The sequence below is a fragment of the Streptomyces sp. NPDC050549 genome (genome assembly GCF_040655035.1).
Lineage (GTDB): Bacteria > Actinomycetota > Actinomycetes > Streptomycetales > Streptomycetaceae > Streptomyces.
In genome coordinates this window covers 45,908-59,794 of the sequence record NZ_JBFAJD010000042.1, presented here as the reverse complement: position 1 = coordinate 59,794, position 13,887 = coordinate 45,908, and the positions used below count along the sequence as shown (strand labels likewise).

The window sequence follows — 13,887 nt, the reverse complement described above, 5'->3', positions numbered from 1 at the left end:
TGCCACAGCTACTGCTGCTTGTACGAGTAGACGCTGGTCGACACCACGCACACGCCCGGCTGCACGACCTCGGCCCGCAACGTCCCGCTGTTCACGTCGTAGTCGACGCCCTCGGCCTCGAACGTGCCCGTGCAGATGCTGCGTTGGGGCAGCGCGAACAGGCTCGTCACCGTACCGGTGATCGGTTGGCCGTCCAGCTTGTGCGGCAGGTCGACCTGGAGGAGGGGGCGGATCTCGGGGAACTTGGTCCCCGACGCGTCGTCCGAGACGCACACCAGGCGGGTGTCCGTCACGAAGTCGCAGCCCTGGATGTCGTTCACCGTCCTGTCCAGGGTGATCTGCCCGGCCTGCGGCAGCGTTCCGCCCGTCGCCGGAGTCGACGGATTGAGCAGGGGAGTGGGGAAGACCTGGAGTCTGGACTGGTCGCCCCACTCGCCCGACACCATCCACTGCGTGTCGGGCGAGATGGCGTCGAACGAGTTGTTGATCTTCTCGCCCGAGTCGAGCGGGTGGACGTACGTATAGCGCGTCCCGGACGGCGTGGTGACCGCGAACATCTTGGACGTGCCCGTGTCGGCGGCCTGGTAGGCGTCGAAGACGTAGCCGTTCGCGATGTCGGGGTCACCGATGTGGTTCCAGCCCTGGGCGCGCAGATCCAGCGGGATGGACGCCAGCCCGCGGTACAGCAGCGAGCCGTCCGCGCGACTGGCCACGCCCTCGCCGCCGCCGAGGCTGTCGGTGTAGGCCGTGCCGGTCTCCGTCCAGGTGGTGGCGGCAGCGGCCGAGGAGGTGCTCACGCCGAGCGTGAGAGAACCCAATAAGGCAGCAAGGACAGTGAGTTGACGCTTCATCAGTTACCTGTCAGGTCGACGAAGATGGGGTTGGAATAGAACCATGTGTCGGCCCACGGGTCACCGTTTCCGGGCTCGTGGGGGACCGGGCCGTGCGGATCGACGGAGGCGCCGAGGTAGCCCGCGCCGTGCCGCTTGCCGTCGCTGCCGCGCAGCCGCAGGTAGAAGGGCTCGTCCCCGGCGGTCACCGGGATGCGCAGGGTGTACGTCCCCGTGCGGCCGCTCACGTCGGTGGTGCGAACGACTTTTGTGTCCGGAGCCCGCCACGCGTCCTGGTCGGACACCGCACCGCGCACCGCGCCCCGGATCACGTCCACGTGCGCCAACTCAGGCAGGATTCCCTGGGCGTTGGGCCGCGAGGCGGTCGTCACGGTGACGCTCAGCGTGAGCCGGTCGCCCTTGCGGACCCGCAGCCGGCCGCCCAGCGTGACGCCCCGGCCGGAGTCGCAGTCCCGCTTCAGGCGCACGTCCAGCCCGTCCAGCAGATGCCCGTGGTCGACCCAGACCCGGCCCGCGCGCATCCCCGCCATCACCGCGCCGTACCCGTAACGGGTCACACCCACATGCGTGCGGCTGAACTCGCCGGGCCAGAAGTCGCTGCCGGGCTGCGGGGTGCCGGTCTGCACCGGGTCGGGCAGCTTCCCGGTGTTGTCGAAGTTCTGCCCCTCGGGCCAGGCGCCGTTGGCCCAAGTGTCGTAGACCGTACGGTGGTTGTCGGAGTTCGTGGTGATCGAGAACAGCCGGCCCTCGGCCAGCATCGAGTCCCACAGCCCGCCGACGGTCGCCGTCGCCCAGTCGAAACCGCCGTACGTCACATAGGCGTCCGCCGGATACCCCGCCCAGGACTGCGCCGACGGCTTGTTCTCGTACTCGCCCCGGATCGACGTCGCGCCGCGCCAGCCGGGGAGCGCTGCGCCCTGGGCGCCGGGCGCACCCTCCATGCCGATCATGATCTCGGGGGCCGCGTCCCGCCAGGCCCGCATCTCGTGCGGGGAGTCGATGCCGAGACGCAGCGGGTGGTTGGCGAGGACGAGAACGTCGTCGACATAGCCCGAACGGCGCTGCTCCGTCAGCCACTTGATGGCCTTCACCGCGTGCGCCTCGTTGCGGGCGGTGTCCGTGGCGCCGGCCGAGCCTTCCGTGTAGCCCAACAGCTTGCCGTCGTAGGCGAGTTCGAACTGCGTGAGCAGATCCACCTCGTGGCGCCCGGGCGCGGCGAACACCGTGCAGTGCTCGGCGGCCGGGATGTACCACTCCAGGCCCTGGAAGATCAGCTGACGCGGGTTCTCGGCGCGCGCCTTGAGGATCTCGGCGTGCTCCAACTTCGCGCCGTAGTCGGCGTGTCCGAAGTTGGAGTGCTCGTTGAACACCATCCAGTCGAGGCCGTACTGCGCGGCGGCCTTCGCCTGCTGGGAGAACGTGTACTTGGCGTCGTGGCTGTACACGGAGTGCACATGGTGGTCGCCGACGAGGTAGGCGAGGCGCGGATCGTTGCCGCCGTAGCCCCTACCGGCCGCCACCGCGGGTGTGGCGAGCGGCCCTGCGCCGAGGGTGAACGCGGCGCCGAACAGGCCCGCGCGGCGCAGGAGTTGACGTCGTGAGATGCCCTGGGCGTCGAGGGCGGCAGGGGAGACGGACGGGTCGGCCCAGGTGGGCAGCTGCTGCTCGGTCATGGTCTTCGGGAGTCCTCTGGAGGGCTGTCAGTGGGTCATGAAGGAGGTCACGGGCAGTGCCCGCGAGACGATCCGGACGTCGCCGAGGCGGCCGTGCAGGATCTGGTCGATCTTGTCCGCGTACTCGTATCCGCCGAGCAGCCAGGGCAGGCCGACCGAGGTGAGGCCCACGGCGGCCGCCTTCGGATTGCGCACGACAGGGCAGCCGTCGACGAACAGCGTGGTGTGCCTGCCGTCGTTGACGACGGCGAGGTGGCACCAGGTCTCCAGCGGGGTCTCCTGGCCCCAGTTGCTGGCTATGCCCTCCTGGCTGAGCGGGCGTACCGCCCACTGCGGCTCGCGGTCGTTGGACAGGGAGAGCGTGGCGAGGGGCTCGTCCGGGTCGTCCGCGGTCTTGCCCGCTGCGCCCCCGGTACCGGTCCGGCTCACCAGCCCCGACCAGGCGTTGTGGTCGGGGTCCCAGTCGGCGGGCAGCCGGAAGAACGCCTCGATCGTGTAACCGCGCTCGAACGTCGCGGAGTTGAGGGGCGCGCGGTCGACAGTGCGCAGGTACGCGCCCTTCAGCGGCGACTTGTAACCCGTGAACTCCAGGCTGCCGTGGCCCGGTTGGTCGGGGTGGTGGTCGGCCGACCAGCCGAGGGTGCCGCCGTTCACGGAGACCACGGTGAGGTCGTTGCCACGGCCGGACAGGTCACGGACCGTGCCCGAGACCGCGGACTCGAAGCGCCAGTAGGCGGCCGTGCCCGGGATCACGATCTTCGACGCGGGGCGAGCCGGACGGACCGGCACCGGGTCGAAGCCGGCGAAGCGGTCGGCGAAGTCGACGCCGACGGAGAACCGGTCGGCGTCGCCGCTGAGTTCGATCTCCTGCCGCTCCAGCTCGTTGAGGCCCTTCGCGGCCCGGCCCAGGATCCACGGCGACACCGTCTCGACGTCGATGACGTCGCGGTCCAGGTCGAAGTGGTAGAGACGGATCATCGCCGCGCCGCCGAAGTAGCGGTTCTGATAGTTCGTCAGGTGCAGGTGGACGTCGTTGCCGGCCGCGTTCTTGCGCGTCGCCCGGCCCGCCGGCCAGTAGTGGCCGTTCAGGGTCAGGAAGATCTGGTCGTGGTCCTCGATCAGCTGGTCCCACAGCTGCTGCCCGTAGTCCGACAACGTGTCGTCGTCCACGACCAGTTCGTGGGTGGTCAGGACGACCGGCGTCTTCGGATGCCGCGCGATGACGTCCTTCGCCCACGCGTAGCCCTTGGCCGAAAGCCGCCAGTCCAGCGCCAGCACGAGCCACTCCCGCCCGGCCGCCCTGAACACGTGGTACGTGTTGTAGCCGTCCGAAGAGGCCCCGCCGAACGTGGACTTGCTCCTGAACCGCTGCGGGCCGAACGTGTCCAGGTAGGGAGACGCCCCGCGCTGGTCGTCCGTCGACGACTTGATGTCGTGGTTGCCCGCCAGCACGCTGTAGCCGACGCCCCGCCGGTCCAGCAGCCCGAACGCCTCCCCGATGGCGGCGAATTCGGCCACGGCCCCGTTCTGCGTCAGGTCGCCCAGGTGGGACAGGAAGACGATGTTGTCGTCCTTGCCGTGCTCCAGGAGATAGCGCAGCGAGGCCTCGATCGGCGTCTTGTCGATGCTCGGCCCGTCGAAGAGGTACTGGGTGTCCGGCATCACGGCGAGCGTGAAACGGCGGCTCTCGGTGTCGGGCCGCCAACTCGCCTTCGTGGACGCCGAGATCGGGTCCGCCCCGGCGACGCCCGGCAGCGCGACACCGGCCGTGGCGGCGGCACCGAGCAGCGCGGTGGCCCGCAGGAAGTTGCGCCGTCCGGCGCCGGCCTGGGCGCTCTCGCACTGCTCGTGCTCGTGCTCGTGGTCATGCGAAGTACACACGTGTGCTCCGTGGGTAAGTGCTCGTGAAAGCTGGGGAGTTCGGAGCCGGGAAGTTCCGAACCGGTGGGTTCAGAGAACGCGCAGGGTCCAGCTCCAGCGATGGACACCCGGTGCGACGAGGTACTGCGGTGTGGTGTCGGGGCCGCACGAGGCCGTGCCCAACCCCCGGTGCGCCGCGTCGAGATGCACCACACAGGACGCGCGCGGCACCAGCTCGTCGTGATGCCGTACGGCGGTCAGATCCTCGGCGCGATGGCGGGTCACCGAGACCTGGCGGGGCTCGTCGAGTTCGACCGCGAGACCGGTGGCGTCCGGTGCCGACAGCGTGAACCGCCGTACCCCGTTACGGCCGCCGCTCTCCTGCGGGCGGAGATACGGGGTGAACAACTCGTCGACGGGGACCGAGTGGTGGCCCACGGGCGCGCCCGCGCTGCGGTCGGGGTACGACTCCCACGGACCCCGGCCGAACCACTCCAGCAGATCAAGACCCGGCACCGTCTCGAACACGGTGCCCACCCGGGCCACGTCGACGAACTCCTCGGGCAGTTCGGCCGACTCCTCGACCCGGACCCCGCCCTCGAGAGGGGTGAACACCTGACAGTGCCGGACCACCCCCGTGGCACCCGCGTACTCGGCGACCGCCGTCACCCGCTCGCCGTCACGCCGCACCGAGACGACCTTGCGGACCAGCGAATCCAGCCCCCAGGCCCGCCAGCGCGCCGCCATCCCGCCCAACTCGTCGTTGTCGGTGGGCGCCCGCCACAGGGACAGCGTCGGCGCGACCGTCAGCAGCGGGTGGATCAGGAGACCCTCGCCGTCGACCTCGACCCGGCCGCCGCCCGCCGTATGCCCGGCCACGGGTTCCGCCGCCCGCAGCCGTACCTGGGGCGCGCACACCTCCGTGCCGCGCGGCACCCACACCTGGTCCTCGGCCGTGGTCACCCGCAGCGTCAGCCAGGCCTCGCCGCCGTCCTCCGGCAGTTCGAACGGCAGCGGTACGGCCGCCGTCCCGCCCGGGCACAGCGCCGGCAGCTCGGCCGGAGCGGTCAGCGTACGGCCGTCCGCGAGCGCCAACTCCCAAGTCCCGGCGAGCCATTCGAGGCCCCGGAAATGCTGGTGGTTGCCGAGGACGATGCCCTCGTGACGGAAGCACTCGATGCGCACCGGCGCCGCGATCTCCCGGTGCTCGAACATCACCGGCTTGGGCGTGCGGTCGGGAAACACCACGCCGTCCGCGATGAACGCGCCGTCGTGGATCTCCTCGCCGAAGTCACCGCCGTACGCCCAGCGTCGGCCGGGCGCGGCGACACCGTTGTCATGGAGTCCGGCGCCCGCGCGGCCGGTGGGTCTTCCGTCGCTCACACGCTGCAGGATTCCGTGGTCCCAGAACTCCCAGATGAAGCCGCCCTGAAGACCCGGGGTCGACTCGATGGCAGCCCAGTGGTCCGCGAGGGTCCCGTTGCTGTTGCCCATCGCGTGCGAGTACTCGCACTGGATCAACGGCTTGGTCTGCTCGCCGGACAGCGCGTGCGCGACACAGTCCTCCAGCGGCGCGTACATCGGGCACGCGATGTCGGAGGCCAGGTCCGGGTCGGCCCAGCCGCGCTTGGCCGCGCCTTCGTACTGGATCGGTCTGGTGGGGTCGTGCCGGCGGACCCAGCCGGCCGCCGCGTCGTGGTTGGCGCCGTAGTCGGACTCGTTGCCGAGCGACCAGATGATGACGGAGGGGTGGTTCTTGTCCCGCAGCACCATCCGCGAGACGCGGTCCACGAAGGCGTTCAGATAGCGCGGGTCGTCGGCGATCTCGTGCGCGTGGTCGTGCGACTCGATGTCCGCCTCGTCGACGACGTAGAAGCCCAGCTCGTCGGCGAGGTCGTAGAGCGCCGGGTCGTTCGGGTAGTGCGAGGTGCGGACCGCGTTGAATCCGAACCGCTTCAGCAGCACCAGATCCGCGCGCATGTCGTCGTGCGACACCGTGCGGCCGGTCAGCGGATGGAAGTCGTGCCGGTTGACGCCCCGGACGAACACCCGCTCGCCGTTGACGAGCAGATCCCGCCCGACGATCTCCACGTCCCGGAAACCGATCCGCCGGTACGACGTGTCGGCGACCGTTCCGTCGGCCCGGTGCAGCCGGACCGTCAGGCCGTACAACTCGGGTGTCTCGGCGTTCCAGGTGCGCACCTCGGGGACGGTGGCCCGGATGCGGGCCTCGCCGAGGAAGTCGGAGACGCGGTCGTCCTCCGTGTTGAAACGGTCGAACTCCCTGTCCTGGGAGAGGAGTCGACCGTCCACCTCGCCGCTGATCCACCATCCGGCGGGCAGCGTTCCGCCCGCGTCCCGCACCTGGCAGTCGACCTGGAGCCCCCCGTCGAAGCGCGCCCGCACGGTCACGTCCGCGAGATACAGCGGGTCGGTCGCGTACAGCAGCACCGACCGGGTGACGCCCCCGTGCCACCACTGGTCCTGGTCCTCGATGTGCGAGGCGTCCGACCACTTGACCACGGTCAGCCGTACGGTGACCTGCTCCCCGGGGCGTACGACGTCCGAGAGGTCGAAGTCGGCGGCGAGGTGGGAGTCCTTGGAGACACCGACGGGCCGCCCGTCCACGTGCACGAGCAGCACGCTCTCGGCTGCCCCGACCTGGAGCACGATGCGCCGGCCGGCCCATTCGGCCGGGACGTCGATCTCACGCTCGTAGACACCCGTCGGATTGTCGGCGGGCGACAGTGGAGGGAATTCTGCATACGGCATACGGACGTTCGTGTACTGCGGAAGGTCGTCCGTGTCCTGCATGGTCCATACACCCGGCACGTATGCGGACGACCAGGTGTCCGCGAGCGGAGCGTCCGGCGCCGGCAGCAGCTGGAAGCGCCAGTCCCCGTCGAGGGACACGGCACCCGCGCGGCGGTCGACGGCCGACATGGGCAACCGCCCCCAGGAGGTCACCTCGGGTGACTCCCAGGGGCGGAGCGCGAGGAGCGGGTCGGTCATCAGCGGATGGCTCCCTTGCCGAGGTCGCCGATGATCTGCTTGGCGCCGACCGCGAACACGATCAGCAGGGGGACCAGGGCGAGCAGCGCGCCGGTCATGACCATTCCGTAGTCGGTGGTGCCGTGCGTGCCGTTGAGCTGGGACAGCGCGACCTGGAGGGTGACGTTGTCGGGGTTGGTGAGGGCGATCAGGGGCCAGGCGTAGTCGTTCCACTGGCCCATGAAGGTGAAGATGCCGAGGAAGGCCAGGCCCGGGCGGACCACCGGGAGGGCCACGTGCCAGTACTGGCGCAGGAAGCTCGCGCCGTCGATGCGGGAGGCGTCGAGGAGTTCGTCGTGGATCGCGCTCTTCATGTACTGGCGCATCCAGAAGATGCCGAACGCGTTGGCCGCCGCCGGCACGATCAGCGCGGTCATCGAACCGATCCAGCCCAGCTTCGCCATGATCACGAACTGCGGGATGGCCGCCAACTGCGCCGGCACCATGAAGATGACCATCAGCAGGGCGAACAGCACGTTCTTGCCGGGGAAGTGGAACTTGGCGAAGACGAACGCGGCCAGCGAGTCGAAGAACAGGACCAGAAAGGTCACCGACCCCGCCACGAGTACCGAGTTGAACATCGAGCCGAAGAAGTCGATGTTGTCGAAGAGGCTGCGGACGTTCTCCAGGAAGTGCGAGCCCGGCAGCAGCTTCGGCGGGTAGGAGAAGATCTCCGACGTGGTGTGCGTCGACATGATCACGGCCCAGTAGAACGGGAAGGCCGAGAGCAACACGCCCAGGATCAGGGAGACATGGAGTGCGATGCCGCGGCTCCGGGTGCCCCGGATGGCCTTCGGTCGCCGTGTGCCTTGAAGGAATGCCATGGTGACCGGACTCCCTAGTCTTCGCCCCGGCGCTGCACCAGGCGCCAGTTGACGATGGAGAAGATGATGACGACGAGGAAGATGCCCCAGGCCACGGCGGCGCCGTAACCGAAGTCGTTGTTGTCGAAGGTCTGTTGGAAGAAGTACAGGACCATCGTCTGGCCGGAGTGGCCCGGACCGCCCGCGAACGTCGAGTCGTTGGAGGTGTTCTGCAGCAGCACCTGTGGTTCGGAGAAGCTCTGCAGACCGGTGACCGTGGAGATGACCAGCACGAACAGCAGCACCGGGCGCAGCATCGGCAGCGTGATCCGGAAGAAGGTCTGCACCGGTCCGGCGCCGTCCATCCTCGCCGCTTCGTACAGTTCGCTCGGGATGGTCTGCAGACCGGCGAGGAAGATGATCGCGTTGTAGCCGGTCCACTGCCAGGTCATCAGCGTCGCGATGGCGATCTTGATGCCCCACGGGGTGTTCAGCCAGGCGATCTGGTCGATGCCCACCGCCTGCAACAGGGCGTTCACCAGGCCGAAGTTGGTGGAGAACACCGAGCCGAAGACGATCGCGATCGCCACCACCGAGGTGACGTTCGGGAGGAAGTAGGCGAAGCGGTACACGTTCTTGAAGCGGACCGCCGAGTTGAGCATCACGGCCGTGACCATAGCGAGGAAGATCATGGGGAAGGTGGCCAGCGCCCAGATGATCAGCGTGTTGCCGATCGAGTTCCAGAAGTCGCTGTCCGCCAGCAAGTACTTGTACTGCGACAGGCCCGCCCACTCCATGGAGCCGAGGCCGTCCCAGCGGTGGAAGGACAGATAGAGCGAGAAGCCGACGGGGATCAGCCCGAAGCAGAGGAACAGCAGATAGAACGGGGAGATCGCGGCATACAGATGCCAGTACTTGCGGAAGCCGCTCTTCGGCCGCGCGGAGGCGGTCGAACTGCCCACGGCGGTCGGAGGCTTGTCCAGTGCGGTGGCCATCAGTAGCTCACCCCCAGGTGGTCCGCGATGCGCCGGCACTTGCTCATGGCGTCACTCCAGGCCTTCTTGGGGTCCTTGCCGAGGACACCGACGTTCTTGATCTCGTCCTTGAGGGGCTGCCCGAGCGCGATGTCGAACGGGCTGTTGTAGGCGACCGTGATCTTCTGCGCGGCGGGCCCGAAGATGTCCATCGTGTCCTGCCCGCCGAAGAACGGGTCCGGCGCACGCAGCGTCTTGAGGCCGTACGAGGCGGGGGTGGACGGGAACAGTCCCGCGTCGACGAAGCCCTGGGCCTGGTTGGCCGCGTTCATCATCCAGGTGATGATCCGGAAGGCCTCTTCGGGCTCGCGGCACGTCTTGGTGATCGACAGGAACGAGCCGCCGTTGTTGGCCGGCCGCACCGGCATGTCGGCCACCCGCCACCTGCCCTTGGTCTTCGGCACACCGGTCTTGAGGTCACTGGTGGCCCAGGAGGCGCCCAGCTGGCTGGGCAGCTTGCCGTCCTCCACGGCCGAGAGCTGGTCCGGCGTACCGCTCACCAGATTGGAGACGATCTTGCGCTGCTTGGCCTCCACCGCGAGCGCCCAGGCCCGGCGCACATGCTCCTGGTCGCCGATGAAGTGACGGTCCTTGTCGACGTACCGCTTGGAGCCCTGGTTCACCGCGTTCTCGAAGATGCTGTTGACGTCGGTGACCAGCGAGCTCCCGGGGATCCGCTTCCGGAGCTGCTCGCCCGCGGCGAAGAACTTCTCCCAGGTGTTCAACTCCGTTGACACGTCGGCCGGTTCGTACGGCAGACCCGCCTTCCGGAACACGGCGTACTGGTAGAAGTGCGCCACCGGACCGCAGTCGATGGGGAAGCCGACCATCGTGCCGTCGTCGGCGATGCCCTGCTCCCACTTCCAGGTCAGGTACTGGCTCTTGTACTTGTCCGCGCCGAGTGTCCTGAGGTCCACGAACTGGTCGGCGTTGGGCAGATAGGACGCCATGTCCTCGCCCTTGAGGCCGGCGATGTCGGGGATGTGGGCCCGGCCGGCCATCGTGGTGATCAGTTTCGACCGGTAGTAGCCGCCGATCTTGATCGCCTGGAGGTCGACCGTACTGTCGTAACGCGCCTTGGCGTTCTTGACGACCGTGTCGCCGAGGCCGCCGTCCCAGTACCACAGGACCATGTTCCGGCCGGTGGAACCGGTCGGTACGGCGCAGCCGGACGCCAGGCCGCCGAGCGCCGTGGCGGCCGTACCGGCCAGGCCCGCACGGAGCAGGCCTCTTCGTGAGAGCCGCACAGCTCCCACCGCCTTTCGGATCTGTTCGATCTGTTCGGGTCGTGCATACGAGGGGCTGAAGTGGGGGGACTTGCAGGGGACTTGCCAGGTGGTGGGGGGTTACTGCCGTGCGGGGGGAGTGACGGGCGCGTAGGCGACGGGCGGGCCGGGGTCGGCCGGGATGCGGTCGACGAGGAAGCCGTATGCACGCCGCAGTTCGGGATCGCGGACTGTATGCAGCCAACGGTCGACGCCGTACCAGCCCGGCGCCGCCAGTGCGCCGCTGGGGTGCTGGACGGACAGCCCGGCCGCGAGTACCGCGAACCGCAGCCGTTCCTCCAGCGGCCAGCCGCCGAGCGAGGCCGCGACGAAGCTCGCGCCGAACACGTCACCGGCGCCCGTCGCGTCCAGGACGTCCACGGTCAGGGCCGGGACCTCCGCGTACTCGCCGGTCGTCTGGTCGACGGCGATCGCCCCGTCGCCGCCCCGCGTGATCACCGCGACCGGCACCAGTTCGGTGAGCGTGCCGAGCGCCGCGACCGCGCTGTCGGTGCGGGTGTACGCCATCGCCTCGGCCTCGTTCGGGAGGAAGGCGTGGCACAGGGTGAGCTGCTCCAGGAGGTCCGTGGACCACTGTTGGGTGGGGTCCCAGCCGACGTCGGCGTAGATCTGCGTGCCGTTCGCGGAGGCCTTGGCGAGCCAGGCGCGCGGCTCGGCCTCGATGTGCACCAGCGCCGTCCGCGCCTCGGGCGGGTCGCCCATCAGCACGTCCTGCGAGTACGGCGGTTCCTGGCCGTGGGTGACCAGTGCCCGGTCGTCGCCGTGGGCGAGCGAGACGGTGACGGGGGTGTGCCAGCCGTTCGCGGTGCGGGACAGGGAGAGGTCGACGCCCTCCTGGCCGGCGAGGATCTCGTGGCAGTACGCGCCGTAGAAGTCGTCGCCGAAGACCGTGGCCAGGGAGGTCCGCAGGCCGAAGCGGGACGCGGCGACCGCGAGGTTCGCGATGCCGCCGGGGCCGCAGCCCATGCCGGACGTCCAGATCTCCTCGCCCGGCGTCGGCGGCTGCCCCAGACCCGTGAGGACGAGGTCGTAGAAGAGCAGCCCGGTCAGCAGTACATCGGGCCGGGGGTCGTCCACGCGCGCATCCTCTCGTCGGCAGGTCGTCTGGAGAGTTCGTCAAAACTCTTCATTTCGGTGACCGGAATCGTGCGCTGCTCGACGAGATTGGTCAATACCCAAGCAGAACTGAGCATAGAAATGATTGAAGATGACGAGTAGTGTTCGCGAGGTGCTGGCAGAACGACGACATCAACTCATCCTGCGGGCCCTGCGCTCCGGGGGCCCCGCGGCCGTGACCGATCTCTCCGAGCAGCTGGGTGTGAGCCCCGCCACGATCAGGCGTGACCTGCTCAAACTGGAGGAGGACGGACTGCTCACCCGGGTCCACGGCGGTGCCGTGGCCGACGAGGGGGATCAGCCCTTCGCCGAGGTCGCCGAGGTACGGGTGGCCGAGAAGGACGCGATAGCCGCGCGCGCCGCCGCCATGGTGGCCGACGGCCAGTCGGTCCTCCTCGACATCGGCACCACCGCCTACCGGCTGGCCCGGCAGCTGCACGGCCGCCGGCTCACCGTGATCACCAGCAACCTGGTCGTCTACGAGGAGCTGGCCGACGACGAGGGCATCGAACTGGTGCTGCTCGGCGGCATGGTCCGGCGCGAGTACCGCTCCCTGGTGGGCTTCCTCACCGAGGACAACCTGCGCCAGCTGCACGCCGACTGGCTCTTCCTCGGCACCAGCGGCGTGCGGCCCGGCGGGCAGGTCATGGACACGACGGTCGTTGAGGTGCCGGTCAAACGAGCCATGATCAAGGCCGGCGAAAAGGTCGTCCTGCTCGCCGACGCGCAGAAGTTCCCGGGTACGGGCATGGCGAAGGTGTGCGGTCCCGAGGACCTCGACGCGGTCGTGACGAACGCCCCGGTCGATCCGGCGACCCGCTCCTCCCTGGAGGAAGCGGGCGTCGAGGTCGTCGTGGCAGGAAAGGTGAAAGCGTGAAGCTGACGATTCTGGGCGGCGGCGGATTCCGCGTGCCGCTCGTGTACGGGGCACTGCTGACGGACCGCGGCGAGGGCCGGGTCACCGAAGTGGTGCTGCACGACCTCGACGACAGTCGACTGTATGCGGTCGCCCGTGTACTGGCCGAACAGGCCGCCACCGTCCCCGACGCCCCCGAGGTCACCGCCACCACCGACCTCGACGAGGCCCTGCGCGGAGCCGACTTCATCTTCTCCGCGATCCGCGTCGGCGGCCTGGAGGGCCGCGCGAACGACGAGCGGGTGGCACTGGCGGAAGGTGTCCTCGGCCAGGAGACGGTCGGCGCCGGCGGTATTGCCTATGGTCTGCGAACCGTCCCGGTTGCCGTCGACATCGCCCAGCGCGTGTCCCGCCTCGCCCCCGACGCCTGGGTCATCAACTTCACCAACCCCGCGGGCCTGGTCACCGAGGCCATGTCCCGCCACCTGGGCGACCGCGTCATCGGCATCTGCGACTCACCGGTCGGCCTCGGCCGCCGTATCGCCAAGGTGCTCGGCGCCAATCCTCGCGAGGCCTTCATCGACTACGTCGGCCTCAACCACCTCGGCTGGGTACGCGGCCTGCGCGTCGCCGGCCGCGACGAACTCCCGCGCCTGCTCGCCGACCCCGACCTGCTCGGCTCCTTCGAGGAGGGCAAGCTCTTCGGCACCGACTGGCTCCAGTCGCTCGGCGCCATCCCGAACGAGTACCTGCACTACTACTACTTCAACCGTGAGACCGTCCGCGCCTACAGCGAGGCCGAGCGGACCCGCGGCGCGTTCCTGCGTGACCAACAGGCCCAGTTCTACGACGAGATGAAGCACCCCGACGCGTCCGCGCTGACCGCCTGGGACCGCACCCGTGCCGAGCGCGAGGCGACCTACATGTCGGAGAACCGGGAGACGGCCGGCGCCGGTGAACGCGACGCCGACGACCTCTCCGGCGGCTACGAGAAGGTCGCCCTCGCCCTGATGCGGGCCATCGCCCGCGACGAGCGCGCCACCCTGATCCTCAACGTCCGCAACCAGGGCGCGCTGTCCGTCCTCGACTCGGACGCCGTCATCGAGGTGCCGTGCCTGGTCGACGCCAACGGCGCCCACCCCGTCGCCGTCGACCCGCTGCCCGACCACGCCACCGGCCTGGTCTGCGCGGTGAAGGGTGTCGAGCGCGAGGTCCTCGCGGCGGCCGAGAACGGCTCCCGCACGACGGCGGTGAAGGCCTTCGCGCTGCACCCGCTGGTCGACTCCGTGAACGTCGCACGCCGTCTGGTGGAGGGCTACACCGAGGTCCACCCGGGTCTGGCGTACCTTAAGTAGGC

Annotated in this window: 10 protein-coding genes; 2 read left to right on the top strand and 8 right to left on the bottom strand. The window is 69.2% G+C overall.

Annotated elements, in window-relative coordinates:
* Nucleotides 1–8: 8 nt before the first annotated feature.
* From AB0I51_RS39865 to AB0I51_RS39830, 8 genes are all read right to left on the bottom strand, one after another.
* Nucleotides 9–851, bottom strand: a complete 843-nt coding sequence (locus tag AB0I51_RS39865) for a hypothetical protein (protein WP_362983285.1) — start codon at nt 849–851, stop codon at nt 9–11.
* Complete coding sequence (locus AB0I51_RS39860) at nt 851–2,524, bottom strand: PHP domain-containing protein (protein ID WP_362983284.1); 1,674 nt, start codon at nt 2,522–2,524, stop codon at nt 851–853. Before AB0I51_RS39860 ends, AB0I51_RS39865 begins: the two co-directional genes overlap by 1 nt.
* 27 nt (nt 2,525–2,551) lie before the next feature.
* Nucleotides 2,552–4,405, bottom strand: a complete 1,854-nt coding sequence (locus AB0I51_RS39855) for a LamG-like jellyroll fold domain-containing protein (protein ID WP_362983283.1) — start codon at nt 4,403–4,405, stop codon at nt 2,552–2,554.
* A gap of 69 nt (nt 4,406–4,474) precedes the next feature.
* A complete protein-coding gene (locus AB0I51_RS39850) occupies nt 4,475–7,396 on the bottom strand; it encodes a glycoside hydrolase family 2 TIM barrel-domain containing protein (protein WP_362983282.1) in 2,922 nt (973 codons plus the stop codon).
* On the bottom strand, nt 7,396–8,259 hold the full coding sequence (locus AB0I51_RS39845) for a carbohydrate ABC transporter permease (protein WP_362983281.1): 864 nt from the start codon (nt 8,257–8,259) through the stop codon (nt 7,396–7,398). Before AB0I51_RS39845 ends, AB0I51_RS39850 begins: the two co-directional genes overlap by 1 nt.
* A 14-nt stretch (nt 8,260–8,273) precedes the next feature.
* On the bottom strand, nt 8,274–9,233 hold the full coding sequence (locus AB0I51_RS39840; RefSeq protein ID WP_362983280.1) for a sugar ABC transporter permease: 960 nt from the start codon (nt 9,231–9,233) through the stop codon (nt 8,274–8,276).
* Nucleotides 9,233–10,519 (bottom strand): extracellular solute-binding protein, encoded by a 1,287-nt coding sequence (locus AB0I51_RS39835; RefSeq protein ID WP_362983279.1) that lies wholly within the window; start codon nt 10,517–10,519, stop codon nt 9,233–9,235. The genes AB0I51_RS39840 and AB0I51_RS39835 overlap by 1 nt, the downstream gene beginning before the upstream one ends.
* 99 nt (nt 10,520–10,618) lie before the next feature.
* Nucleotides 10,619–11,635: a carbohydrate kinase family protein gene (locus AB0I51_RS39830; protein ID WP_362983278.1), complete on the bottom strand. Its 1,017-nt coding sequence runs from the start codon at nt 11,633–11,635 to the stop codon at nt 10,619–10,621.
* A gap of 151 nt (nt 11,636–11,786) precedes the next feature.
* Here AB0I51_RS39830 and AB0I51_RS39825 point away from each other — a divergent pair, with 151 nt between their 5' ends.
* Both AB0I51_RS39825 and AB0I51_RS39820 read left to right on the top strand, forming a co-directional pair.
* Complete coding sequence (locus AB0I51_RS39825; RefSeq protein ID WP_019069862.1) at nt 11,787–12,551, top strand: DeoR/GlpR family DNA-binding transcription regulator; 765 nt, start codon at nt 11,787–11,789, stop codon at nt 12,549–12,551.
* A complete protein-coding gene (locus AB0I51_RS39820; RefSeq protein ID WP_362983277.1) occupies nt 12,548–13,885 on the top strand; it encodes a 6-phospho-beta-glucosidase in 1,338 nt (445 codons plus the stop codon). The genes AB0I51_RS39825 and AB0I51_RS39820 overlap by 4 nt, the downstream gene beginning before the upstream one ends.
* Nucleotides 13,886–13,887: the final 2 nt, after the last annotated feature.

What these genes read in the sequence shown, in the direction of transcription:
- AB0I51_RS39850 (WP_362983282.1), bottom strand. Translation starts at nt 7,396, where the DNA reads ATGACCGACCCGCTCCTCGCGCTCCGCCCCTGGGAGTCACCCGAGGTG.
- AB0I51_RS39840 (WP_362983280.1), bottom strand. Translation starts at nt 9,233, where the DNA reads ATGGCCACCGCACTGGACAAGCCTCCGACCGCCGTGGGCAGTTCGACC.
- AB0I51_RS39845 (WP_362983281.1), bottom strand. Translation starts at nt 8,259, where the DNA reads ATGGCATTCCTTCAAGGCACACGGCGACCGAAGGCCATCCGGGGCACC.
- AB0I51_RS39865 (WP_362983285.1), bottom strand. Translation starts at nt 851, where the DNA reads ATGAAGCGTCAACTCACTGTCCTTGCTGCCTTATTGGGTTCTCTCACG.
- AB0I51_RS39860 (WP_362983284.1), bottom strand. Translation starts at nt 2,524, where the DNA reads ATGACCGAGCAGCAGCTGCCCACCTGGGCCGACCCGTCCGTCTCCCCT.